The following is a 25853-nucleotide window of genomic DNA, read 5'->3' on the forward strand; positions in this document are numbered from 1 at the left end:
CCGGGCGCCCCGGTGCGTCGAGCTCCGAACTCCGGTGCATCGATGGGAAGCCGGCCGGGCCGGCGACGGAGACCTTCCCGCCGCCGGCCGTCCCCGACAGCGGTCTCAGCCCTGCCGCGCGATCAGGCTCGCCGGCCGCAGATCCGTCCAGTTGGCCTCCACGTAGGCGAGGCAGGCATCCCTGGTGTCCTCGCCGAACACGATGCGCCACCCCGGGGGCACCTCGGCGAACGAGGGCCACAGCGAATGCTGGTTCTCGTCGTTGACCAGGACCAGGAAGCGGCCCTGCGGGTCCTCGAAGGGGTTGGTCGTCATAGCTCGTCACTCCTCATGGGTTCACGGTGAAACAGTTCCGAGAGCGGCTGTTCCGGGTCGGCCGCCACGTTCCGCAGCAGCGTGTGAAGTTCGTCCGCGAGCCGCCGCGCCTCGGCCCGCCCGAGCAGTCCGGTGGCGTGGATCAGCTCGCAGTGCACCGGTCCGTCGCCGCGCGGCTCGTAGAAGCTCAAGGTCAGCTCGGCCCTGGCCGAGCCGGTCGGCACGGCATGGAAGGAGCCCATGCCGCCCTCCAGCTCCGCCAGGTCCGCCTGCTCGTGGTGGATCACCATCACCTGTGGTCCCCCGGGCGGCAGGCCGGTCGCACGCGCCACCTCGTCGAAGGGCACGTCCCCCCGGTCCAGCGCGCCGAGCGTCGTCTCCCGTACCCGGGTGAGCAGTTCGGTGAAGGCCGGGTCACCAGCGGTGTCGGTGCGCAGCACCACCGTGTTGAAGAAGCAGCCGACCAGATCGGCCAGCTGGTCGTCGCCACGGCCGGCGACCATGGTGCCGATCGGCAGGTCGGTGCCGACGCCGTGGGCGGTGAGCAGGGCCGACAGTGCCGAGTGCAGCACCATGAACATGCTGGTGCCGGTGGCCCGGGCGAGCCGGTCCACGCCGGCGTGGAGCTGTTCGTCGAGGACGAACCCGACGTGGTCGCAGGCGTGGCCGGACCGGTCCGTCGCGCCGGTGCGCGGCCGGTCGGCCGGCAGCTCCAGGGAACGGGGAACGTCCTTCAGCGTCTGCCGCCAGTAGGCGAGTTGCCGACCGGCCAGGCTGTCCGGGTCGGTGAGGTCGCCGAGCGTCTCCCGCGCCCAGTGGGTGTAGTCGCCGTACGTCACCGGGAGGGGCTGCCATCCGGGCTCCGCACCCGAGGTCCTGGCCGCGTACGCGGTGGTGAGGTCGCGGAACAGCGGGACGACCGACCATTCGTCGGCGGCCAAGTGGTGCATGGTCAGCAGCAGCGCCTGCGTCCCGTCCGCGCCGGTGAGCAGTCCGGCCCGCAGCGGGGGCTCCCGCGTCAGGTCCGGTGCCTCCGCGGCGAGCTCGGCGAGACGGGCGTCGAGATCCGCGCACCGCTCGGTCTCCAGCTGCGGCGCCGGGCCGGCCTGCTGGAGTACGGCTCCGTCCCGCTCGGTGAAGACGGTGCGCAGCGGTTCGTGCCGTGCCACCACATCCGCCAGCGCCGCGGACAACGCCTCGGGGTCCAGCCCGCCGGGCGAGCGCAGCACGAGTGCGTGGTCGAAGGCCGGGTGCCGTCGGTACGACGACCACTGCGGGCGCTGTACGGGAGCGACGGGCGCGGGGGCGCCGTCCGCGCGGTGCCCGACCGGTCGCAGCGCCGGGCGGGCGGCCGCCGCGCCCTCGATCTTGTCGGCGATGCCGGCGACGGTCAGTGCGTCGAACACGTCGCGGATGCTCAGCTCGACTCCGAACTCGGTGCGGATCCGGCCGACGAGCCGCATGGAGGCCATGGAGTGGCCACCCAGTGCGAAGAAGCTGTCGTGGACACCCACGTCCGCCAGCTTCAGGATCTCGCCGAACAGCTCCGCCAGTCGGACCTGCGTCGGGGTGACCGGTCGGGCGTCACCGGTCATCCCCGACCAGTCGGGGACGGGCAGTGCCCTGCGGTCCAGCTTGCCGTTGGGGGTCAGCGGCAGCGGACCGTCCAGCGGTACGACGAGGGCGGGCACCATGTACTCGGGCAGCAGCGCGGCGACGTGTGAGCGCAGCGCCTGCGGGTCGAGGACACCAGCGCCGGGCGCGAGGCGGCTCTCCGGTCCTGGGACGGTGTCCGGGCCGCTCCCAGGGCCCCGGGTCCGGTGTCGGGGCCCGTTCCGGTGTCGGAGCCGTTCTCCGGCACGACGTAGCCGACCAGGCGCACGATGTCGTCCTTGCGGTCGGCCACAACGGCGGCCTGGGCGATCGCCGGGTGGCCCGCGAGCGCGGCCTCGATCTCGCCCAGTTCGATGCGGAAGCCGCGGATCTTCACCTGCGCGTCGACCCGGCCGAGGAAGTCGAGGTTGCCGTCCCTGCGCCAGCGGGCGCGGTCCCCGGTGCGGTACATCCGGCTGCCGGGCCGGCCGAACGGGTCGGCGACGAACCGCTCCGCGGTCAGAGCCGACTTGCCGAGGTAGCCGCGGGCCAGGCCCCTCCCGGCCACGTACAGCTCGCCGGCCACGCCGGGCGGGACCGGGCGCAGACGGGCGTCCAGGACGTAGCAGGCGGTGTTCGGGTCGGGCCTGCCGATCGGTACCCGTCCGGTGGGCGGTCCGCCGGACCGGCGGGCGGGCCACAGCGTGGAGTTCACCGTGGCCTCCGTCAGTCCGTAGGCCGCGATCAGGTCGGCGGTGGCGCCGAAGCGCTCGAAGAGGTCCGGCGGCACGGTCTCCGTACCGACGAGGACCGTGGACCCATCGGGCAGTTCGCAGCCGGCGGGCAGCGCCGACACCAGGGACGGCGGCAGGATCATATGGGTGATCCGCTGCTCATCCAGGAAGTCGGTGAGCACCGGCCCGGCGACCCGCGCCTCGTCGGGCACGATCACGAGCCGGCCGCCGTGGCACAGCGCCATCGACAGTTCGAACACGAAGACGTCGAAGCCGATCGAGGCGAACTGGAGGACGTTGCTGTCCCGTTCCAGCCCCATCCGGTCGACCGCGGTCGCGACCAGGCTGGAGATGCCCTCGTGCGGGACGACCACGCCCTTGGGCCGGCCCGTCGAACCGGAGGTGTAGATCACGTAGGCGGCCTGGTCGAGACTCACGGGCAGTCCGTTCACGGCGGAGCCGTGGAGCCGGCCGAGCTCGGCCGTGACGTCCGGCGCGTCGAGGAGCACCACGGGGACACCCGTCACTTCGGGGATCTTGCCGGCCACCGACTCGGTGCCGACGACGACGGCGGCCCCGGAATCCTCGATCATGTAGGCGAGCCGGTCGGCGGGATGGACCAGGTCCAGCGGCAGGAAGGCGGCCCCCAGTTTGAGGGCGGCGAGCACCGTGGCGACCATGTCGGCCGAGCGGGGCACGGCCACGCCGACCACGCTCTCGGCGACCACTCCCCGTGCGGCCAGCAGCTGTGCGATCCGGTCGGAGCGGGCGTCCAGCTGCGCGTAGCTGAGCGACTCGGAGCGTTCCACGACGGCCACCGCATGGGGCCGCTCGGCGACCTGCCGGGCGAACAGGGCCGGCAGCGAAGCCTCTTGGACCTCGCGGGTGGTGGCGTTGAAGCGGTCCAGGACCGTCTCCCGTTCGTCGGCGGCGAGGATCTCCGCCCGGGAAAGGGGCTGTTCCGGGTCGCCTGCCACTGCCGCGACCAGCCGCCGCAGACACTCGGCGAGCTGCTCGGCGCTCTCCTGGTCGAACAGTTCGGTGGCGTACTCCAGTCGGCAGCCGAGTGTGCCCTCTTCGCCGTCGGCCGCCGCCTGCTCGGTGAAGCTGAAGACCAGGTCGAACTTGGCGGACCTGATCCGGAACGGCACGTCCGTCACCCGCAGTCCGGGCAGCCGGAGCTCGCCGTCGCTCCGGTTGTGGTAGCCCACCATCACCTGGAACAGGGGGTTGCGGGCGGGCGACCGGGCCGGGTTCAGCCGTTCGACGACGGCCTCGAACGGCACGTCAGCGTGGGAGAACGCGGCCAGGTCGGTGGCACGGACCCTGGCCAGCAGCTCCGTGAAACTCGGGTCGCCGCTCATGTCCGTCCGCAGCACCAGCGTGTTGACGAAGAAGCCGACCAGGTCGTCGAGTGCTTCGTCGCTGCGCCCCGCGATGGGCGAGCCGACGGGGACGTCCGTGCCGGCGCCCATGCGGTGCAGCAGGGCCGCGACGGCCGCGTGCACCACCATGAACATGCTGGCGCCGCTTTCCCTGGCCACCCGCTTCAGCCCGTGGTGGACCTCTGCGTCGAACGCGACGTCCAGTTCCGCGCCGGTGAAGGCGGGGCGGGCGGGCCGGGGACGGTCGGCCGGCAGCTCGATCTCCTCGGGGGCGCCCTCCAGCGCCGTACGCCAGAACTCCAGTTGCCGTGCGATCAGGCTCTTGGCGTCGGCGGGATCGCCGAGGAGACGCTGCTGCCACAGCGCGTAGTCGGCGTACTGCACGGGCAGCGGCTCCCACTCGGGCGCGGTGCCTCGGGTGCGGGCGGCGTAGGCGGTGGCCAGGTCGTGCAGGAAGGGCCGGTCGGACCACTCGTCGGTGGTGATGTGGTGGAGCAGCAGGACGACGACGTGGTCCTCGGGGGCCACTTCCAGGATCGTCGCCCGTAGCGGCAGTTCGGTGGCGAGGTCGAACGGGCGGTTGACGGCGGCGTCGACGATGCCGGGAACCTCTGCCTCGTCGGCGCGGAGGCGCTCCACCACCGGGTGCGCCCGCTCGACGGGCAGCACCCGCTGGAAGACCTGGCCGTCACGCTCGAAGAAGACGGTCCGCAGCGCTTCGTGGCGTGCGGCCACATCGGCCAGCGCGGCCCGCCACGCGGGCACGTCGAGCGTGCCCCGCATCCGCATCACCAGCGGGAAGTTGTAGGCGGCGGAGGTGCACTCGATCTGCTGGACGACCCACAGCCGCTGCTGGGCGTGGGACAGCGGCAGTTCGGCGGGCCGCTCGCCGGCGGTGAGCGCCGGGCGGGCGGTGGCGGCCGGGCGGGTGGCCCGCTCGACGAGGTCGGCGACGGTCGGTGCCTCGAAGAGGTCCCGGATCGCCAGCTCCGCGGAGAGGGCGGTGCGCGCTCGGCTGATCAGCCGGGTGGCCAGCAGCGAATGACCGCCCAGGTCGAAGAAGTTGCTGTCGGTCCCGACGCTGCCCTCGGGGACGCCGAGCACTTCGGCGAAGAGCGCGCAGAGGGTCCGTTCCTGCGGCGACCGGGGCGGACGGACGGAGCCCGGCCCGGTGACGTCGGGGGCGGGGAGGGCCTTGACGTCGAGTTTCCCGTTGACGGTCAGCGGCAGCGTGTCCACCGCCACCAGCGCCGCCGGGACCATGTAGTCGGGCAGGACGGCCCGCAGGTGGTCGCGCAGGCTCTGCACCAGTTCCGGCCCCTGCTCGGCGCCGTCCTCAGGCACGACATAGCCGGCGAGACGCTTGCCGCCGGCGCTGTCGGTCACGACGACGACGGCGGCGTGGGCGACGTGCGGGTGGGCGGCGAGGGCCGCGGAGACCTCGCCCAGTTCGATCCGGTGGCCCCGGATCTTGACCTGGTCGTCGGTACGGCCGAGGAAGTCGAGGAGCCCGTCCGGTCGTTGCCTGACGAGGTCGCCCGTGCGGTACATCCTCTCCCCCGGGTCGCCGAACGGATCGGCGACGAACCGTTCCGCCGTCAGGCCGGGCCGGTCGTGGTAGCCCCGGGCGAGGCCGGTGCCGGCGATGTACAGCTCACCGGGGCAGCCGGGCGGGACAGGGCGCAGCATCGCGTCGAGCACGTGGGCGCGGGTGTTGCGGATGGGGACGCCGACCGTCGGTGTCGGGCTGTCGGAGGTGGATCCGCCGAGCGTGTTGATCGTGTACTCGGTGGGCCCGTAGAGGTTGTAGCCGTAGGTGTCCTCGGTGCGGCGCAGCCGGGTCCACACGGTGTCGGACACGGCCTCTCCGCCGAGCAGGACGAGTGCGGGCCGGTGCCTGCCGCCGTGCTCGCCAGATGTCTGGGCCGGGGTGCCGCCGGCGGCCTCGTCCGGCATGTCCTGCGCGGTCTCGTCCCGGTCGAGCAGGCCCTCCTCGATCAGCAGTTGCGCGTACGTGGGGGTCACGTTGACCACGTCGATCCGATGCCGGTCGCAGTAGGCCACCAGGGCTTCCGCGTCGCGGCGCAGGTCCTCGTCGCAGACATGGACCTCGTGCCCCTCGACGAGCCAGAGCAACTCCTCCCATGACATGTCGAAGGCGAAGGAGACGGTGTGCGCGATGCGCAGGCGTCGTCCGCCGGCGGAGGCGATCGCCGGGTCGAAGATCTCCTTCTGGTGGTTGAGCTGCATGTTCGTCAGCCCTCGGTACGGCGTGACGACCCCCTTGGGCCGGCCCGTCGAACCGGAGGTGTGGATGACGTACGCGGGGTGCTCCAGCCGGCCGGGCACACCGTGCGCGAACGCGGGCCGTTCGGCGTCGGTGACCGAGCCGTGCGGGAGGTCCGCGAGCTGGGCGGTGACGGCCGGGTCGTCCAGCAGGAGTTCCGGGGCGACCGGGCCGGAGGGCCCCCGCAGAGTGGGCGCGACCGCCGTGGTGGACAGCAGGCACAGCGGCCCGGTGTCCTCGACCATGAGGCGCAGCCGGTCGGCCGGGTGGTCGAGGTCGAGCGGCAGATAGGCGGCGCCGGTGCGGAGCACAGCGAACAGGGCGACGACCATCTCGATCGAACGGGGCAGCGCGAGCGCGACGACCTTCTCCGGCCCCGCGCCACGGGCGATCAGCAGCCGGGCGATCCGGTTGATCTGTGCGTCCAGCTCCAGGTAGGTGAGGGCGCGGTCACCGAAGACCAGCGCCACCGCGTCGGGGGTGCGGGCGACCTGCGCCGCGAGCATGTCGGCGACGGTCTCGTCCGGCACCGGCTCGAAACCGGCCTTCCACTCGGCGAGCAGGGCGGCCCGCTCGTCGGGGAGGAGCAGGTCGAGGGTGCCGACACGCGCCGACATGTCGCCGACGAGCCGCTCCACCAGGGTGCCGAAGCGATTCAGCGCGGCCGCGGCCTGTTCGTCGTCGACCAGGTCGGGACGGTACTCCAGCTTCACGCGCAGGGCCCGGGCGGGGTCGACGACGAGGGTCATGGGGTAGTGGGTGGCGTCCACGCTCTCCACGGCGGTGATGCCGTGCCGTTCCCTGAGCTGCCGGAACGCGTTCTCGTCGGCGAAGTTCTGCAGTACGTACAGGGTGTCGAAGAGGACGCCCCGGCCGCCTTCCCGCTGGAGCTCGGACAGGCCCAGGTACTCGTGGTCCATCACCGCGGCACGCTCGGACTGCACACGGCGCAGCAGGTCGGCCACCGACTCTTCGGGGTCGAGCCTGATCCGCACGGGCACGGTGTTGAGGAACATGCCGATCGTCGACTCCACGCCGGGCACGTCCGCGGGCCGTCCCGCGACGGTGGTGCCGAAGACCACGTCGTGGCGGCCCACGGTCGCGGACAGCACGAGTGCCCACGCGGTGGACAGCACCGCGTTGATCGTCAGTCCGTGCTCACGGGCGGCCGTCCGCAGACGGTCGCTGAGCCCGGGCGGCAGATCGAGGGTGCGCCGCCGCGGGATCACCGGCCGTTCTCCCCGGTCCCGCGCGACATGGGTCGGTTCCTCGAGTCCGGCCAGGGCGCGCCGCCAGGTGTCGCGGGCCGCGTCGACGTCCCGCTCGGCGAGCCGGGCCAGGTGATCGCGGTAGCTGCCGGGTGCCGGCAGTGCGGTGTCGTCGCCGGCCGTCTCGTAGAGGGAGAGGAGTTCGTCGAGGAAGAGCGACTGCGACCAGCCGTCCCAGGCCACCAGGTGGTGGCTGAGCATCAGGCGGTCGGTGGTGCCGGTGAGCCGGATCAGCTCGAGCCGGAACAGCGGTGGCGCCGCCAGGTCGAACCGCCGCAGCCGGCCGGCGTCGGCGATCTCGGTGAGCCGCGCCTGCCGCTCGCGCTCGTCCAGACCGCTCAGGTCCACCTCCGTGACCGGTACCGGCAGTTCGGCCGCGGGGCAGACGAACTGCACCGGTCCGGGCAGCCCGTCGCTGGTGATACCCGCGCACAGGCTCGGATGCCTGCGCAGCAGCGTCGCGCACGCCGCGCGCAGCAGGTCGATGTCGAGGCGGTGGTCGAAGTCGAAGGTGTCCTGCGCGGTGTAGACGTCCACCGCGGAGGAGTCGTAGCTGGCGTGGAAGTAGATCCCTTCCTGAAGGGGTGACAGCGGCCAGATGTCGGCGACGGGGAACGGGCTGACGTTCTCGACCCGTTCGGTCTCCGCCCGGGTCAGCCGGACCAGCGGCGCGTCGGCGGGTACGAGCGACCGGCCGGTGTTCTCCGAGGTCCTGGCGATGAGTTCGCGCAGCGCCTCGGCCCACGCGCGGCCGAGTGCCCGCACGTCCTGCTCGGTGAGCGCGTCGCCGTCGGGCCAGGTCCAGGTGGCGCGCAGCTCGGGGCCGCGGGGCGTGTCCGCGCAGACGGCGTTGACCTGGAGCGGGTAGGGCATGGCGAGGCCCGGATCCGGTTCCACCGACAGTGCGTCGCTCTCGACGGCGGGCGCCCAGTCGCGGGCCTGCTCGGCGGGCATCCGGCCGAAGTAGTTGAACAGCACCTGTGCCTGGGACAGTCGGGCGAAGGCGGGCGCGAGCTGCGGGTTGAGGTGACGCAGCATGCCGTAACCCGCGCCGGAGTCCGGTGCCGACCGCACGAACTCCTTGACCTGCTCCAGCGTGCCGAGGGCGTCGCCCGCGGCGGCCAGCCGTACGGGGTGCAGACCGGTGAACCAGCCGACGGTGCGCGACAGGTCCAGATCCGAGGCGTCGCGTCCATGGCGTTCGAGATCCACCAGCAGGTCGCCGTCCCCGTCACCGCGCCGGCGGGACACGGCGATACGCAGGGCGGCGAGCAGTACCTCGGTGACGTCCGCGCCGGATGCGGCGGGCACCGTCGTGAGCAGCGCGCGGGTCTCCTCGGTGGTCAGGGACTCGACGTGTTCGCTCGCGGATCCGGCGGTGCCGGTCCGGCCGGCGCCGGGGACCAGCTCGGCGCCGGGAGCCAGAACCTTCGCCCAGTAAGGGAGTTCGGCCTGCCGCCGGGGTGAGGTGGCCTGCTCGGCGATGTTCCGGGCGAAGCTGCGCAGCGAGGTGGGGACCGGTTCCAGAACGGGCCGCTCCCCCTTCGAGACGGCCTCCCACGCGGCGGCGAGGTCGTCCAGGAGCACCCGCCAGGACACGCCGTCGACGGCCAGGTGGTGGACGACGAGCAGCAGCCGGCCCGGCCGGTCGCCGCCCGTGTCGAACCGGACGGCCTGGAGCATGACACCGGCGTCGGGGTCGAGACGGGACGCCGCGCTGTCGGACTCGGCGGCGATCACCGTGCGGAGTCCGGCGTCGTCCAGGGCCTGCACGTCGACACTCCTCAGCAGCGCGGCGGCGTCGACCGCGCCCACGTCGAGCGTCCGCGCCGACCAGAGCGCGGGGATCGCCGGGCCGAGGTCCATGCGGGAGAGCGTGAGCCGCAGTGCGTCATGGTGGTCGAGGACGGCCTGCAGAACCCGTGTCAGGGTGCCCGTGTCGGCGTCGGCGGGTGTTTGGAGCAGCATCGAGAGGTTGAAGCGGCCGATCGGACCGCCGTCCTCGCGGAGCTGGTGGACGATCGGCAGCAGCGGGACGTCGCCGACGCCGTCTGCGACGGTCGTCGGGGAGCCGGTGGTGCTCGTGTCGGCGGCCGCGTCCCCGGTGGCGCCGTCGAGCCGCGCCGCCAGCGCGGCAGGCGTGCGGTGCTCGAAGACGTCCTTGGGGCTGACCGCCAGTCCGGCCCTGCGGGCACGGCCGGACACCGACATGGACAGGATGCTGTCCCCGCCGAGCACGAAGAAGTCCTCGTCCGCGTCGACCTCGTCGAGGCCGAGCACGGCGGCGAAGATCGCGCAGAGCTGCCGCTCCCGTCCTTCCCGGACCGCCGGCCCCTTGTGCCGCCGGATCCCGGGGACCGGCAGGGCCGCGTGGTCGACCTTTCCGCCCGGGGTGAGTGGCAGTGCGTCGAGCTCCACGAAACGGCTGGGCACCATAGGCGCCGGGAGGGAAGCGCCGAGCGTGCCGCGGACGGCCTCGATGTCGAGGGTCGCCCCGGTGGCGGCGGTCACGTAGGCCACCAGGTGCGTCACGCCCCGGTCGTCGTCCCGGGCCACGACGACCGCGTCGCCTACTGCCGGCACCTCACGCAACCGTGCTTCGATCTCGCCGAGTTCCACGCGGTTTCCCCTGATCTTGACCTGGTGGTCGGTGCGCCCCAGATAGGTGAGCACGCCGTCTCCACGGAACTGGACCATGTCTCCCGTGCGGTACATCCGCCCGCCCTGTCCGCCGTCGGACAGGGACCCGGCCGGGCCGCGGAACGGATCCGCGACGAAACGCTCCGCGGTCAGCGCGGCACGTCCGTGGTAGCCGCGGGCCAGCTGAGCGCCCGCGATGTAGAGCTCCCCGGGCTCGCCCTCGGCCACGGGGCGGAGACACCGGTCGAGTACGTAGAGCCTGGTGTTCCACACCGGCCGCCCGACGGGCACGGTGCCCTCCGCGTCCGGCTCGGCGCCCGCCTCCCAGCTGGTGACCTGGATGACGGCCTCGGTGGGCCCGTAGACGTTGAACAGGGGCACACCGGTGCGCTCCAGCCAGCGCCCGGCAAGCGGAGCCGGCAGCGCCTCCCCGCCGCTGAAAGCCCTGCGCAGGCCGGTCCACCACGGCTTCCCCGGGGCGTCCTCGGCCAGCAGCGCCGAGTACAGCGACGGCACGAGGTCGAGGTTGGTGACCTGCTCGCGGCGGACGAGCTCCGTGAGGTACGCCGGGTCGCGGTGCCCGTCCGCCCTGGCGATCACCACCGTGCCGCCGGTCAGCAGCGGAACGAAGATCTCCTGCACCGAGGGGTCGAAGCCGGTCGAGTACTGGTGCAGCACGCGCTCGCCCGGCCCGAATCCGAACCGCTCGGCCACCCAGGACAGTTGGGCGACAACTGCGCGGTGTGTCACCACCACGCCCTTGGGCCGGCCGGTCGACCCCGAGGTGTACATCAGGTACGCGGCACTGTCCGGACGGACGTCGGCGGCGACGGCGTGCTCGCCATCGGCCGCACCGTGGTGGCCGAGGAACACCGGGGCGATACCGTGCTGCTCCGGCAGCCGTGCCCATGACTCCTCGGTGACGACGACCGCTCGGGCCCCCGAGTCGGCGAGCATGTACCGGACGCGCTCGGCCGGGTGGTCCACATCGACCGGCAGGTAGGCCGCACCCGCCTTGAGGACGCCGAGGAGGGCGACCAGCGCCCCTGCCGAGCGGGGCACGGCCACGGCCACGACAGTCTCGGGCCCCATGCCTCGCGCGACGAGCCTGCCTGCCAACTCGGTTGCCTGCCCGTCCAGTTGGGCGTAGGTGGTCCGCCCGTCGTCATGGACCAGGGCGGTCGCGTCCGGGGTACGGCGCACCTGTTCGGCGAACGCTCCGTGCAGCGTGCCGGCGGGCGTCGCGTGGTCCTCTCCGGCGAGGCGGTCGAGCGTCTCGCGCCGCTCGTCGGCCGTCTGCGCGGGGAGCCGGCCGACCGGCAGCCCGGGGTCGGTGACGACCTGGTCGAGCAGCGCCCGCAGACGGGCGGCGAACCGTCCGGCAGCCGTGGTGCCGAGCCTGGCGGGGTCGTGTTCGAGACGCAGTCGGAGCCGCTCGCCGGGATGCACGGTGAGCGCCAGCGGGTAGTGCACCGAGTCGCGGATGCGCGAGCCGACGACGCGGACGAGCCCTGACGGATCGGCCGGCTCGCCGGCGTCCGGCAGGTTCTCCACGACGACGAGCGCGTCGAACAGTTCGCCCAGGCCGACGGCCCGCTGGATGTCGGCGAGTCCGAGGTGCTGATGGTCCAGCAGTTCTGCCTGTTCTTCCTGGAATCGCGTGAGGACCTGCGCGAGCGGCTGCTCGGGGCGCCACCGCAGGCGGGCGGGCACAGTGTTGATCAGCAGGCCGACCAGGGACTCGATCCCCTCGACAGGGGCCTGCCTGCCCGAGACGGTCGTTCCGATGACGAGGTCGTGGGTGCCGGCGACATCGCCGAGCACCAGGCCGAACCCGCCCTGCACGATGCTGCCGAGTGTCAGCCCGAGCTGCCGGGCGCGGGCGGTGAGTGCCGCCGTGTCCTGCGGGGACAGCTCGACGGTGACGGTGCCGGTCCGGCCCGTGGCGCCTCCACCCCGCGGACGGGCAGGCGGGCCGGTGCGTCGAGTCCCGCCATCGCCTCGCGCCAGGCGCCGCGTGCCTGTTCACGGTCGCGGCGGGCGAGCCATCCGGCGTACGCGCGGTAGGTCCCGCTCGGCTCGCGGGGTGGCGCGGTGTCGGCGCCGGGACGGTATCCGTCCAGCAGTTCCCGTGTGACGAGCGGGAGCGACCATCCGTCCACGACGATGTGATGCATGGTCAGGACCAGCAGCGAACGCCGCTGACCGAGGCGGACCAGAGCCGCCCGCAGCAGCGGCGGGGTGCCGAGGTCGAACCGCTCTGCCCGCTCCGCGGCCGCGATGTCGTCGACGGCCGGGGGCTGCTGTTCCGCGTCGAGGCTCGACAGGTCGGCGAAGCGCCACGGCAGTTCGACGTGTGCGCCGATCAGCTGCACGATCCGTCCGTCCCGGCACTGGCGGAAGGCCGCGCGCAGCAGCGGATGACGGTCGAGCAGCCGCTGTGCGGCCGCCCGCAGGGCGTCCGCCTCGACGTCACCGGCGAGTTCGAGGGTGTCCTGGACGGAGTATCCGTCCGCCCCGCTCCCGTCGACGGCGGCGTGGAAGAAGAAGCCCTCCTGAAGCGGCGTGGCGGGCACGACGTCGAACAGGTCCGGAACGGCGGCGGTGAACTCGGCCCGCTCCTCCTCGGTCAGCCGGACCAGCGAGAACGGGGCGGGCACCGCGCCCGCCACGCCCGGAGTCCCGCCGTCGTCCGCGGTGCGCGCCGCGGCGCTTGCGAGCGCCGCCACCGTACGGTGGCGGAACACGTCCCTGGGGCTGATCGCGAAGCCCGCCGAGCGGGCGCGGCCAACCAGTTGGATCGCGACGATGCTGTCACCGCCGAGTTCGAAGAAGCTGTCGTGGACGCCGACCGATGGCAGGCGAAGGACCTCGGCGAACAGTGCGGCGAGGACCGTCTCCGCCGGTGTGGTGGGCGCGGCGTCGCCGGTCATCGCGGTCCACCGCGGCTCCGGCAGCGCGCGGGTGTCGAGCTTCCCGTTGGGCGTCAGGGGCAGCGGGCCGTCGAGGAGGACGACGGCCGAGGGCACCATGTACTCCGGCAGCGCCTGGGACACCTGCGTCCGCGCCGCCCCCACGTGCGCCTCGGTGTCCGTACCGCCGTCGCCGGCCAGGTAGGCGACGAGGCGCTTCACCCCCCGGTGGTCGTCCCGTACGAGGACCGCTGCCTGGGCGATGCCGGGGCAGGCCATGAACGCGCTCTCGATCTCCCCCGGTTCGATGCGGTGGCCGCGGATCTTGAGCTGGCCGTCCGAGCGGCCCAGGAAGTCGAGGTTGCCGTCGGCCCGCCACCGGACGCGGTCGCCGGTGCGGTACATGCGCTCGCCGGGCGCGCCGTACGGGTCGGCGACGAACCGCTCCGCGGTCAGCGCCGCCCTGCCGAGGTAGCCGCGGGCCAGGCCGCGCCCGCCGACGTACAGCTCACCCTCGACGCCCACGGGAACGGGGCGCAGTGCCGAGTCGAGCACATAGGCACGGGTGTTGGGGTCGGGGCGGCCGATGGGCGCAGGCCCCTGGAGGCCGGGCTCCGCGATCCACAGCGTGGAGTTGACGGTCGCCTCGGTCAGGCCGTAGGCGACGACGACCCGTAGCCGCCCGGACCAGCGGGCGATCAGCTCGCCGGGCACCGCCTCGGTGCCGACCACGAGCACCGCCCCTTCGGGCAGTTCGCACTCCGGCGGCAGCGCGGAGACGAGCGACGGCGGGAGGATCATGTGGGTGGCGCGGTGCTCGCGGATGTAGTCCGTCAGGGCAGGACCGGCGACCCTGCGTTCGGCGGGGACGACGATGATCCGGCCGCCGACGCACAGCGACATGATCAGGTCCCAGACCGTCACGTCGAAGCCGACCGACGCGAACTGCACGACGCTGCTGTCCGGGCCGATGCCGATCCTGTCCGTGGCGGTGGCGATCAGGCTGCCGACGCCGTCGTGCGGAACGACCACGCCTTTGGGGCGGCCTGTCGATCCCGACGTGTAGATGACGTACGCGGCCTGGTCCAGCGCGATCGGCAGGCCCAGGGGGGAGTCGTCCAGGGCGGCCGCAGCCGCGACCACGGAGGGGTCGTCGAGCAGTATCCGGGCGACGCCCGGCACGGCCGGCAGGTCACCGGCCGATGCCCGCGTGGTGACGACCGTCCGCGCGCCGGCGTCGGACAGCATGTAGGCGATCCGGTCCCGTGGGTGGTCGGCGTCCAGGGGCAGGTACGCCGCTCCGGTCTTCATCACCGCGAGCAGGGAGACGACCAGTTCGGGTGAGCGCGGGACGGCCACGGCGACGATGTCCTCGTGGCCCACGCCCCGTGCGAGGAGCAGTCGGGCCAGCCGGTTGGCGGCGGCGTCGAGTTCAGCGTAGGACAACTGCCGGTCCTCGCACACGAGGGCGACGGCGTCCGGGGAGCGGCGGACCTGCTGCTCGAACGCGGCGGGCCAGGTCAGTTCGGGAACGTCGCGCGGGTCGACGGCGAACTCGCCGAGCAGCCGGGCCCGTTCCGCTCCGGAGGTCAGTTCGATGCGGCCGACGGGGAGGTCCATGTCCGCGGCCATGGCGTGGAGGACCAGGCGGAAGCGTCGCTCGTGGTCGCCCAGCGTCCGCTCGTCGCACACGGCCGCGTCGGCGTCGAGGTGGATACGCAGGCCCGTGCCGTGCACCGGCAGGCTGACGGTGACGGCCAGGTCGCTGACCGGGCCGAGCCACTCGGGGCGCAGGTCGGCGTCGAGATCCCCGAAGCGCAGACCGTGCACGCTCGGCAGGATGTTGACCGTGGGGCCGACGAGTTCCGCCACTCCGTCGACCAGGCCCAGGTCCCTGGCCAGGTCCTCCGCACGGTAGCGCCCGTGCTCGACCGCCTCCGCGATCCGGCGCCCGACCGTGTCGGCGAGTTCGGCCACCGTCGTGTCCCCGTGGACGGGGATGCGGAGGGGGAGGACGTTCGACACCATGCCGGGGACCTGGCCGGAGGCGTCCCCCTGCCGGGTGGTGACGGGCAGGCCGAGGATGAGGTCCTGTTCTCCGCTGACCCGGTGCAGGTAGGCGGCCACGGCTGCCACCAGCAGGCGTGACAGGCGGACGCCCGCGGCGGAGGCGGCGGCACGCAGCCTGCCGGTCGTGGTCGTCGACAGTTCGACGGTGCGGCGGACCCGCCGTGTCATGGGCGCCGGCGCACGCTCCACGAGGCGCACGGGCTCGGGCCGGCCGTCCGACCGGTCCAGCCAGTAGGCCCGGTCGGCCCGGTACCGCGCCGATCCGCGATAGGCCCGTTCGCCGTCCAGCAGCCGGGAGAGTTCCCGGCCGGTGCCGCCGGCGGACCCATCGGCGTCCTTGGCGGTGTAGATCTCGCCGGCCCGGCGGGAGATGAGCACGATGCTCACGCCGTCGACGACGATGTGGTGGTAGCGCTGGTGCCACACCACACGGTCGTCGGCAAGCCGCAGCAGGGCGTGGCCGAACAGCGGCCCGTTCACCAGGTCGGCCGGGCGGTCCCGGTCGGCCTCCGCCCAGGCGGCAGCGGCGCCTTCGGGGTCGGGTCCGCCGCGCAGGTCGACCACGGGAACGTCGAAGGGGCGGCGCGCGAGCGTCTGACGCGGCCCGCCCTCCGCCGAACCGATGCGCACATGCAGGCACTCGGCCTCCTCGAGCGCCTGCCGCACGGCGGCGCTCAGAAGGTCGAGGTCGACGTCACCGCGCAAATCCAGGGCGAAGGAGACGTTGTAGGCCGGGCTGTCGGGGTCGAGCTGCTGGGCCAGCCAGATCCCGGACTGCCCACCGGTGACAGGTGCTCCTGCGGCGGAAGTCGGGTCCCACTCGGCGTCGGACATCGTGCGCATGGCCCTTTCCCTCATGGTGCGTCGATGGCGAGTCGTTGCGTGAGCGCGCGCCGCGCCCGCCCGGCGGAGGACGACCGCCGGACGGGCGGCAGGCGGGGTGGCCGCGTCGCGGGGAGGAGGCGGAGGCGTTCCTACTTGATCGCCTCGAGCATCGGTACGACCTGGTCGATGGCGTACGGGATCGACAGCACCGTGTTGAAGGAGAGCGCGGCGCCGATGTCCGGGCTGTCGTACGGCAGGAACAGGTCCCGCTTCTCCTGGTGGACCTTGGTCTTCTTGTAGAGCGGATCGGCCTTCATGGCCTTCTCCGTGTCGGGGGTGCCGAGCCACACCGTCCGGTCGGCCTCCATGACGTCGAGGCGCTCGGAGCTGAGGTCCGCGATGTTCTCCTTGCCGAGTGCGGTGCGGTACTTCTCCGAGGTGGTGAAGCCCATCTCGCTGAGGAAGATGACCTTGGGGTCCTTGGGCGAGAAGGCGGAGAACTTGCCCGGCTCGTAGGGCTCGCCGACGGTGACCGTCAGGCCCTTCCACTCGGAGTGCTCGTCACGGACGGCCTTGAAGCGCTCGTCGATGCCGGCGATGAGCTTCTTGGTCTCGCCCTCCTTGCCGAGGGCCTTGCCGATCTGCTCGGTCATGACCTGCCACGGCGCCTGGTAGTCCTCGTGGCCCTTCGGCTGGGCGACCACCTTGGCGATCTTGGACAGGGTCTCGTACTGCTCCTTCTTCATGCCCGAGTACTGGGCCACGATCAGGTCCGGCTGGAGTGCCGCGATCTTCTCCATGTTGTACTCGTCGCGCTCGCCGACGATCTGCGGCGGCGTGGAGCCCCACAGGTCCTTGGTCCACGGCCACTTGCCGTAGGGCTGCTCCTTGAACCAGTCCACCGAACCGACCGGCTTGACGCCGAGGGCCAGCACCGCGTCCTGGTCGGACAGACCGAGGGTGACGACCTTCTTCGGTTCCGACTCGATGGTCGTGCTGCCGTACTTGTGCTCGACCGTCACCGGGAAGGCAGCCGAACGCGCCCCCGCCTCCCCGGACGACTCGGACGTGTCCTCGTCCGTGCCGCCGCCGCAGGCGCTGAGCACCAGCGCGGCGACCGCGGCCGCGACCAGTCGGGGGATGTGTCTGACGATCCTCGTCGGACCGGGGCGTGTACCAACGGACACGGGGCAGTTCCTTTCAGGGGGTTTCACGGTGCGCGTCACGTCCGCCCGGTCCGACGCGTCGTACGGGCGGGCGTGAGTGTGGGGAGGTCCGGATCAGAGGGACGAGCCGATCTCGTCGGCGGCGGCCCGCGGCGCGGCGGCGGGCCCCTCGCCCCGGTCGAGGATCGACTGCAGGATCTCGCCGACCCTGACGGCGGTGTTGGAGAGCAGCGACGACGTGATGCCGTGCGTGTGCTCGGTGCCCCCCTGCAGGTAGATGCCGCACCGCAGTTGGGGATCGGTCGCGACGCGGTAGTCACGCTCGACGCGGACGCGGCCCTCGTCGTCACGGTGGCAGAACCGCTGCACCTCGCCGCCGAGAAGACCGAGGGTGTCGGCGGTCCGGTACCCGGTGGCGTAGACGACGACGTCGGCGTCCAGCGGTGTCCGTTCCCCGGTGACCAGCGACTCGACGGTGGTGCGGACCTTGTCCGGCGTCTCCACGACGTCGGTGAGCCGGGACACCTTGAGGAACCTCAGGCGTTCGGTGCCGAGGACCTTCTCCTGGTACTCCTGGCGGTAGAGGTCGTCGATCAGGTCGATGTCCACCACGGAGTAGTTGGTGTTGCCGTGGTAGCCGATCAGTTTGCGTTTGATCTCGTCCGGGGCCGTGAAGAACTCGTCGACCGCCTCCGGGTCGAAGATGCGGTTGGCGAAACTGCTGTCGTCGGCGGGGCTGTAGCCGTAGCGGGAGAAGACGGCGCAGACCTCGGCCCGGGGGAAACGCCGGTGCAGGAAGGCCACGTTCTCCGCGGCGCTCTGTCCCGCGCCGACCACGATGAAGCGGGTCGGATCCGCGTCCCCCAGACCGTCGACACGGGCCAGCAGGTCGGAGTTGTGCCAGATCCGGTCGGAGCGCTCGACGCCCTCCGGCATCTGCGGCCGCAGACCGGTGCCGATCACGAGGTTGCGGGCCCGGTGGACGACCAGTTCGGTGCCTGATCGGGCTGTCACATCCACGTACTGCACCACTCCGTCCACCACGACGGGCCGCACGGCGACGACTTCGTGCCCGTAGGACACCATGTCGTCCACCTTCGCTGCGGCCCACTCGAAGTAGTCGTGGAACTCGACCCGCAGCGGGAACAGGTTCTTGTGGTTGACGAAGTCGATCAGCCGGCCCTGGCTCTTCAGGTAGCACAGGAAGCTGAACTCGCTCGTCGGATTGCGCAGTGTCACCAGGTCCTTGAGGAAGGACACCTGCATGGTGGCGTCGTCGATCAGCATGCCGCGGTGCCAGCCGAAGCGTGGCTGCCGCTCGAAGAAGTGAGCGGTGACCGCCTCCTGCCTGCCGACGCCTGCGTTGTGCTCACCGAGCGCGATCGCCATGGCCACATTGGACGGCCCGAAGCCGATTCCTATGAGGTCGTGGATCAGTGGTGCGTCGCCAGGAAGAGCCTGTGACATGTCACTCCCATCTTGCGGGACAGCCGCCAGTCGTGCGTTGCGGAGAACGGGGACCAGGCCACGCCGACGGAGCGGCGAGCAAGCGGAACTTAGGTAAAGCTAGCCTTATCTAACCCGCCTGTCGATGGGGCCAAAGAGAAAAACCGGCCGGCCGGTGGATCACGAACTCCCCTACTAACAGAGGCCGTTGCGCGCTTAGGTAAGCCTTGCTTAACTGGCGTCGGTCCATCGCCGCTCTGAGGAGGAACCCCATGCGGGTCGTCATGTTCGGGTATCAGACCTGGGGGCACCGCACCCTGCAAGCGCTCCTGGATTCCGAACACGACGTGGTGCTGGTCGTGACGCATCCCAAGAGCGAGCACGCGTACGAGAAGATCTGGAGCGACTCGGTCGCCGACCTCGCGGAGGAGCACGGCGTGCCGGTGCTGATCCGCAACAGGCCCGACGACGAGGAGCTGTTCATGCGGCTCAAGGAGGCCGACCCGGACATCATCGTCGCGAACAACTGGCGGACCTGGATCCCGCCGCGCATCTTCGGGCTGCCCCGTCACGGCACCCTCAACGTCCATGACTCGCTGCTGCCGAAGTACGCCGGTTTCTCCCCGCTGATCTGGGCCCTCATCAACGGCGAACCCGAAGTGGGCGTCACCGCGCACATGATGGACGACGAGCTCGACGCCGGCGACATCGTCGTCCAGCAGGCCGTGCCGGTCGGGCCGGCGGACACCGCAACCGACCTGTTCCACAGGACCGTCGACCTCATCGCCCCGGTCACCACCGAGGCGCTCGCCCTCATCGCGTCCGGGCGCACCGACTTCACCGAGCAGGACCGGTCGCAGGCGAGCTTCTTCCACAAGCGGTCCGCCGAGGACATCCGCATCGACTGGACCTGGCCCGCGCAAGACCTCGAGCGGCTGGTCCGCGCCCAGTCCGCGCCTTACCCGAGCGCCTTCACCTTCCACAAGGGCAAGCGCCTGGAGATCCTTGCCGCGGTCGTGTCCGAGGGCCGCTACGGCGGCACCCCCGGCCGCATCTTCTACCGGGAATCGGGCGGCGTGGTGATCGTTGCCGGGGCCGACGCCCGCACCGGCCGCAACCACGGTCTGGCGATCACCCGGGTACGGACGGAGGACGGCGACGAGATGGCCGCGACCGACTACTTCACCTCGATGGGCGGCTACCTGACGAGCCGCCCCTGACGGCCGGACGAGCGCGTCGGCCTGCGAAGAGCCCGTCTCGCGGGGCGCCGCGCGCCGACGCCGCTCGAGGGGTGAGCGTCCCACCGGCCCCGAACACGGTCGGAGGCCGCGTCATCACACTCCGACACGGCCACCCACCTGCGTTGCCGCCCATCGGGACGACAGGATGCGAACCGTCGCCGTGACGGCAGGGACACCCCCCGTCACCGGTTCGGTGCTCGCTGTCCCCGCTGCTTCGCCTACTGCGAGCACGGGCCCCGGACCTTGGCTCGTGCCCGTTCAACGCCCTCTCCCCCGCCTTTTCAGGGACGGGACCCGGACCTTGGCTCGTGCCCGCTCAACGCCCTCCCCCGACCTTCAGGGGCGGGGACGGTCGTGGTTGCACCGATGCACAGCGTGAACGCTGGGAGCATGGTCGGGGGGAGGTGCTACAACTGGGATTGTGAGCCCGTCTCCTCTCCCGTGCCCGGCGTTCCGGTGCGGTCGAAGCTAGGCAGAAGATTCGAAAGCGTCGCCGGACAGGTCTTCGTCCTTCAGGTGGCGATCGTGGTGCTGCTCGCGGCCGGTGCCCTGCTGTCCCTGGTGCTCCAGTCGCGGTACGACATCGAGCGAGAGGCACGCAACCGGTCGGTTTCCGTGGCGCAGACCTTCGCGCGATCCCCGGGCCTGCAGGAAGCACTGAGGTCGCCGGACCCGTCCGCGGTCCTGCAGCCCCTCGCCGAGGAGACGCGCGGCCCCGCGGGGGTGGACTTCATCGTGGTGATGGACACCCGCGGCATCCGCTACAGCCACCCGCAGCCGGACCGCGTCGGTGAGCGGTTCGTCGGCACGATCGAGCCGTCGCTCGCCGGCCAGGTGCACACCGAGAGTGTGCAGGGGCCGCTCGGCAAGGAGATCCAGGCGATCGTGCCGGTCACCTCGCCCGAGGGCGATGTCATCGCCCTGGTCTCGGCAGGTCTGACTGTGGAGAACGTGACCGGCATCGCCGAGCGCCAACTTCCGGTCATCCTCCTGGCCATCACCGGCGGTCTGGCACTGGCCACCGTCGGCACGGCGCTGATCAGCCGAAGACTGCGTCGCCAGACCCACGGCCTCGGCACACATGAGATGACCCGCATGTACGAGCACCACGACGCAGTGCTCCACGCCGTGCGCGAAGGGGTGCTGATCACCGACGACGACGGACGGCTGCTCCTGGCGAACGACGAGGCCGGACGGTTGCTCGGCCTGCCGGACGACGCCGAAGGACGCCCCGTCGATCAGGTCGGCATGGATCAACGGATGGCGGAACTGCTGCTGTCCGGCCGGGTGGCCACCGACGAGGTGCTGGAGGCCGGGGACCGGCTGCTCGTGGTCAATCAGCGGCCCACCCGCCCCCGGGGCCGCCCGCAGGGCTCGGCGGTCACCATCCGCGACTCCACCGAGATGCAGCTCCTGAGCAGCCGGGCGGAGACGGCCCGCAGGCGGCTCAAGCTGCTCTACGACGCCGGGGGTGACGTCGGCACCACGCTCGACGTGGTGCGCACCGCGGAGGAACTGGCCGACGTCGCCGTTCCCCAGCTGGCGGACTTCGTCACGGTCGACCTGGCCGACCCGGTGCTGAAGGGCGACGAGCCCGGCCCGGGCGCCGACATGCGGCGCACCGCGGTCAGCGGCATCCGCTCCGATCACCCGCTGTACCCGCTCGGCAGTCTGATCGACTTCCTGCCGTCCACGCCGCAGGCCCGCGGGTACGGCACGGGCGCAGCCGAACTCGTGCCCGATCTCCATGACGCGCCGGGCTGGCACGCCCAGGACCCGCCGCGGGCATCGGCGATCGTGGGCTACGGGATCCACTCGCTCATCGCGGCTCCACTGAAGGCCAGGGGTGTCGTGCTCGGAGTGGTCAACTTCTGGCGGTCGCAAAAGCCGGAACCGTTCGACGAGGAAGACCTGTCCCTGGCCGAGGAGCTCGTCGGCCGCGCCGCGGTCACCATGGACAACGCCCGCCGCTACACCCGCGAACACAAACTCGCCGTGACGCTCCAGCGCAGCCTGCTGCCGCAGGATCTGCCCGAGCAGAGTGCCGTGGACGTCGCGCACTTCTACCAGCCCGCGCAATCCGGAGTGGGCGGGGACTGGTTCGACGTGATCCCCCTGCCGGGCAGCCGCGTCGGTCTCGTCGTCGGAGACGTCGTCGGGCACGGCCTGCACGCCGCGGCCACCATGGGGCGGCTGCGCACGGCCGTGCACAACTTCTCCTCCCTGGACCTGCCGCCCGACGAACTCCTCGCCCGCCTCGACACCCTCGTCCAGCGTATGGACCAGGAAGGCGACAGCGCCGCCCAGAACGGCGGCGTCCTGGGCGCGACCTGCCTGTACGCCGTCTACGACCCGATCTCCCAGAACTGCACCATGGCACGAGCAGGACACATGCCGCCGTTCGTGGTCGCCCCGGACGGCTCGACGACGATCTCGGAACTGCCGGCCGGACCCCCGTTGGGGCTGGGAGGCATGCCGTTCGAGACCGTGGAACTGCGCCTGGCGGAAGGCAGTCAGCTCGTCCTGTACACCGACGGGCTGGTCGAGGAGCGGAGCCGGGACATCGCAGAGGGCATGGAAAAGCTGCGCACGGCGCTGAGCCACCCCGACCGGGACCCGCACGCCAGCCGCCACGCCGTACTCGATGCCCTGCTCCCCAGCTGCCCGTCCGACGACATCGCGCTGCTCATCGCCCGGACACGGACCTTGGGAGCCGGCCGGGTCGCGCAGTGGGACGTGCCGTTCGACCCGAGCGCGGTCGGTACCATGCGCGGCCTCACGGCCGATCAACTCGAGGAGTGGGGTCTGCAGGAACTCGCCTTCACCACGGAACTGATCCTGAGTGAGCTCATCACCAACGCCATACGGTACGGCGCCGCGCCGGTTCGCGTCCGCCTGGTGCGCGATCGCACCCTGACCTGCGAGGTGTGGGACGCCAGCAGTACCGCCCCGCACCTGCGGTACGCCGCCACCACGGACGAGGGGGGCCGCGGACTGTTCCTGGTGGCGCAGCTCAGCGAGGTCTGGGGCACCAGATACACACCGGAAGGCAAGGTCATCTGGGCCGAACAGGTCCTGCCCGCCCCCGGCAGTGCCCTCGCCTAGAGGGCGGTTCTTCCGCTGACCGCCGTCGCCCTCAGGAGGCCGGCCGCGAGAGCGTCTGCCGGACCGGTCGAGTGCGCCGGTCCCCGACCGGCCCCCAAGAACGATCGAAGGGCCGGTTCGGATTGCTCTGAACCGGCCCCTGATCTGCGACTCTCTCGAGTCGGGACGACAGGATTTGAACCTGCGACCCCTTGACCCCCAGTCAAGTGCGCTACCAAGCTGCGCCACGTCCCGATGCCCGCCTGACCTGGGGTTTCCCCTGGCCGAACGCGCATGAGAACAATACCGCACTCAGGGCGCTGGTCACGAACCCGTATTCCACGTCCGGGAGCGCTTGACCTCAAGTGGACTTGAGATTGCACGGTGGGTGCCATGACGAACACGGCTTCCTCCTCCGTATCCGCCGATGTGCACACCGACATGGCCGGCGAGCTGCCGGGCGCCCCCGTCCCCGGCGTTTCACGGCCCGGCTTCCGCGACCTCGGCCGACTGATGGCCCTGATGACCGGCGACGAGAAGCACGGCCCCGCCGCAACCTCCACGCTCGACGCGCTCTGGGTGCTGTACGACCGCGTACTGCGCGTGACACCGTCGACCACCGACGCTGCGGAGCGTGACCGCTTCCTGCTGTCCAAGGGGCACGGGCCGATGGCGTACTACGCCGTCCTCGCCGCCAAGGGATTCTTCCCCGAGGAGTGGCTGGCCGGCTTCGGCTCGTACGACTCCCCGCTCGGCCACCACCCCGACCGGGTCCTCGTACCCGGGGCCGAGATCGGCAGCGGATCCCTCGGCCACGGTCTGCCGCTGGCCGTGGGCACCGCCCTCGGGCTGCGGGCCCAAGGACTGACCGACCCCCGGGTCTGGGTCCTGATCGGTGACGCCGAGCTGGACGAGGGCAGCAACCACGAGGCCATCGCCTACGCCGGTCCCGCCGGTCTCGAGCAGTTGCACACGCTCGTCGTGGACAACGTGTCCGCGACCCACGGCTGGCCCGGCGGCATCGCCTCCCGGTTCGAGGCGGCCGGCTGGTCGGCGCAGACGGTCGACGGCAGGGACCACGAGGCGCTGTACGCCGCGTTCACGGCGCCGCACCCGGGGCGGCCACGGGCGGTCGTCGCCCGTGTCGAGCCCAAGAACGCCTGAGCACACCGTTCACCGCCAAGAGGGGACTTCTCCACATGGACACGATGCGTGACCGTTTCATCGCCACCACCTCCCGTCTGCTGGACGAGGAGCCGCGGACGGCCCTCGTCCTCGCCGAGATCAGCGCCGACGGCTTCGAGCAGGCACAGCGCCGCCATCCGGACCGGGTGATCAACGTGGGCATCCGCGAGCAGCTGCTCATCGGCGCCGGTGGCGGCATCGCCCTCAGCGGGATGCGGCCGATCATGCACACCTTCGCGAGCTTTCTCGTCGAGCGGCCCTTCGAGCAGGTGAAGCTCGACTTCGGTCATCAGGACACCGGAGGGGTGCTGGTGAGCGCCGGCGCCTCGTACGACTGGCCGGCCGGGGGCTTCACCCACATGTCCCCGGGGGACGTCGCCCTGCTGGACACCCTCGACGGGTGGACGGTCCATGTTCCGGGCCACCCCGACGAGGCAGAAGTGCTGCTGCGGCACGCGGTCACCGGCGACGGCCGGGTGTACGTGCGCCTGTCGCAGCAGAGCAACGCCGAGGCCCGGCCGGTCATCGGCGACCGCTTCCTCACCCTCCGGGAGGGCCGCGGGCCCGCGGTGGTCGCGGTCGGCCCGATGCTGGACAACGTCCTCGCGGCGACCGAAGGGCTCGACGTGAGCGTGCTCTACGCGACGACCGTGCGCCCCTTCGACCGGCAGGCCGTCCGGGCGGCGGCGGGCGGCCGGGGTGACGTCGTGATCGTCGAGCCGTATCTCGAGGGCACCTCGACCGCGGCCGCGAACGACGCCTTGGCGGACGTGCCGCACCGCGTGCTGGGCCTCGGTGTGGCGCGGCGCGAGCTGCGCCGGTACGGCACGATCGACGAGCACCTCGCCGCCCACGGCCTGGACCCGCGGTCCCTGAGGGCCCGCATCTCGGCGTTCGCCGGGCAGAAGGCCCGGGCCGCTCACCGCCGGAGCTGAGGAGCGGGTCCCATGACGATCACCGGCTGCTTGGCGGGGTCCAGGGCGCGCAGCAGCCGGCGCATGTGGTCCTCCTGGAACGAGATGCACGCCTGCGTCGGGCCCTCGTGGTCCACGTGGATCCAGACGCCGCTGCCCTTCTCCAGACCGAGCGGCCGCTCCTTGTCCAGCGGACTGGTCCCTGGGACGCGGTTGTAGTCGATGGCGATCACATGGTCGAAGGAGCCTTCGAGGGGCTCGCCGAGGAAGCCGGTCCCAGGGGCGACGAACTCCTCGTCCTGGTCGTACGGCAGCCGGGTGCCGGGGTCGGGGAGCGCCCGCCGGCGTCGCCGAGGCCGAAGACCCCGATCGGAGTGCGCAGATCGCCCGCGTGGTGGTCGTCCGTCCAGCCGCGCAGGGCGTTGTGCGCGGGCCACGGTCCGGCGACGGGCCGCCATGAGCCCCGGGCGTCGCGCTCGTAGAGCACGCCCTGCGACGTGTTCGTGTCGGCCGTCCGGCCGGTCACGACCAGTGCCTGGCGGGTACCGCCGGGGATCCGTGAGCGGAAGTCGGGGCCGAGGCCGGGGATCTGACGAACCGGCAGCGCCTGCGGTCCGGGTGCGGTCCGAGCTGCGCGGCCCTTCGAACCGGCGGGGGGCGCGGGGACTGCGTCGGTGCAGCCGGTGAGGAGCAGCGCTGCGCAGACCGTCGCGGCCAGCGCGCTCCCGGCGCTCTTGATGGCGGGCATGGGCGGGGTCCTCCCGGCGTCGTGGAACGGCGGGCCATCC

10 protein-coding genes, 1 tRNA gene and 1 pseudogene are annotated in these 25853 nt (G+C 71.9%); 4 read left to right on the plus strand and 8 right to left on the minus strand.

Going from position 1 to position 25853, the window contains the following annotated elements; translation table 11 throughout:
• Positions 1 to 105: 105 nt before the first annotated feature.
• The 6 genes from GLX30_RS04530 to GLX30_RS04545 all read right to left on the minus strand — a co-directional run bounded on the left by GLX30_RS04530 (position 106) and on the right by GLX30_RS04545 (position 18662).
• Entirely contained in the window at positions 106 to 315 is a 210-nt protein-coding gene (locus GLX30_RS04530; RefSeq protein ID WP_159683825.1) for an MbtH family protein, read from the minus strand.
• Entirely contained in the window at positions 312 to 2009 is a 1698-nt protein-coding gene (locus GLX30_RS34995; RefSeq protein ID WP_244258004.1) for a condensation domain-containing protein, read from the minus strand. Before GLX30_RS34995 ends, GLX30_RS04530 begins: the two co-directional genes overlap by 4 nt.
• Positions 1964 to 12136 (minus strand): non-ribosomal peptide synthetase, encoded by a 10173-nt coding sequence (locus GLX30_RS35835; RefSeq protein ID WP_279632626.1) that lies wholly within the window; start codon positions 12134 to 12136, stop codon positions 1964 to 1966. The genes GLX30_RS34995 and GLX30_RS35835 overlap by 46 nt, the downstream gene beginning before the upstream one ends.
• The gene (locus GLX30_RS35840) at positions 12082 to 16047 is read right to left on the minus strand and encodes an amino acid adenylation domain-containing protein (protein WP_279632552.1); all 3966 of its coding nucleotides are present in this window, start codon (positions 16045 to 16047) and stop codon (positions 12082 to 12084) included. The genes GLX30_RS35835 and GLX30_RS35840 overlap by 55 nt, the downstream gene beginning before the upstream one ends.
• A 131-nt stretch (positions 16048 to 16178) precedes the next feature.
• Positions 16179 to 17216 (minus strand): iron-siderophore ABC transporter substrate-binding protein, encoded by a 1038-nt coding sequence (locus GLX30_RS04540; RefSeq protein ID WP_208545359.1) that lies wholly within the window; start codon positions 17214 to 17216, stop codon positions 16179 to 16181.
• Between the two features lie 93 nt (positions 17217 to 17309).
• Positions 17310 to 18662 (minus strand): SidA/IucD/PvdA family monooxygenase, encoded by a 1353-nt coding sequence (locus GLX30_RS04545; RefSeq protein WP_159683828.1) that lies wholly within the window; start codon positions 18660 to 18662, stop codon positions 17310 to 17312.
• A gap of 251 nt (positions 18663 to 18913) precedes the next feature.
• Between GLX30_RS04545 and GLX30_RS04550 the strand changes: the two genes are divergently transcribed.
• Together GLX30_RS04550 and GLX30_RS04555 are read left to right on the plus strand one after the other, a co-directional pair.
• On the plus strand, positions 18914 to 19861 hold the full coding sequence (locus GLX30_RS04550; protein ID WP_159683831.1) for a methionyl-tRNA formyltransferase: 948 nt from the start codon (positions 18914 to 18916) through the stop codon (positions 19859 to 19861).
• Between the two features lie 411 nt (positions 19862 to 20272).
• Positions 20273 to 22987, plus strand: coding sequence for a SpoIIE family protein phosphatase/ATP-binding protein (locus tag GLX30_RS04555; protein ID WP_159683834.1), 2715 nt, complete (start codon positions 20273 to 20275; stop codon positions 22985 to 22987).
• Positions 22988 to 23147: 160 nt separating this feature from the next.
• Here GLX30_RS04555 and GLX30_RS04560 read toward each other — a convergent pair.
• Positions 23148 to 23221: transfer RNA gene (locus tag GLX30_RS04560), tRNA-Pro, on the minus strand.
• Between the two features lie 186 nt (positions 23222 to 23407).
• Between GLX30_RS04560 and GLX30_RS04565 the strand changes: the two genes are divergently transcribed.
• A complete protein-coding gene (locus GLX30_RS04565; protein ID WP_208545554.1) occupies positions 23408 to 24130 on the plus strand; it encodes a transketolase in 723 nt (240 codons plus the stop codon).
• 35 nt (positions 24131 to 24165) lie between these two features.
• Complete coding sequence (locus GLX30_RS04570; protein WP_159683840.1) at positions 24166 to 25086, plus strand: transketolase C-terminal domain-containing protein; 921 nt, start codon at positions 24166 to 24168, stop codon at positions 25084 to 25086.
• Here GLX30_RS04570 and GLX30_RS04575 read toward each other — a convergent pair.
• A pseudogene (locus GLX30_RS04575) lies at positions 25071 to 25813 on the minus strand (hypothetical protein). The gene GLX30_RS04570 and the pseudogene GLX30_RS04575 sit on opposite strands and share 16 nt — an antisense overlap.
• Between the last annotated feature and the right edge of the window lie 40 nt (positions 25814 to 25853).

Origin of the sequence: Streptomyces sp. Tu 2975, assembly GCF_009832925.1 — a bacterium.
Classification (GTDB): Bacteria; Actinomycetota; Actinomycetes; order Streptomycetales; family Streptomycetaceae; genus Streptomyces.

Excerpts from the sequence above, each read along its gene's own strand:
- GLX30_RS04570 (WP_159683840.1), top strand. The coding sequence starts at position 24,166 with ATGGACACGATGCGTGACCGTTTCATCGCCACCACCTCCCGTCTGCTG.
- GLX30_RS04555 (WP_159683834.1), top strand. The coding sequence starts at position 20,273 with ATGGTCGGGGGGAGGTGCTACAACTGGGATTGTGAGCCCGTCTCCTCT.
- GLX30_RS04530 (WP_159683825.1), bottom strand. The coding sequence starts at position 315 with ATGACGACCAACCCCTTCGAGGACCCGCAGGGCCGCTTCCTGGTCCTG.
- GLX30_RS35840 (WP_279632552.1), bottom strand. The coding sequence starts at position 16,047 with ATGCGCACGATGTCCGACGCCGAGTGGGACCCGACTTCCGCCGCAGGA.
- GLX30_RS04545 (WP_159683828.1), bottom strand. The coding sequence starts at position 18,662 with ATGTCACAGGCTCTTCCTGGCGACGCACCACTGATCCACGACCTCATA.
- GLX30_RS04550 (WP_159683831.1), top strand. The coding sequence starts at position 18,914 with ATGCGGGTCGTCATGTTCGGGTATCAGACCTGGGGGCACCGCACCCTG.
- GLX30_RS34995 (WP_244258004.1), bottom strand. The coding sequence starts at position 2,009 with ATGGTGCCCGCCCTCGTCGTACCGCTGGACGGTCCGCTGCCGCTGACC.
- GLX30_RS04565 (WP_208545554.1), top strand. The coding sequence starts at position 23,408 with ATGGCCGGCGAGCTGCCGGGCGCCCCCGTCCCCGGCGTTTCACGGCCC.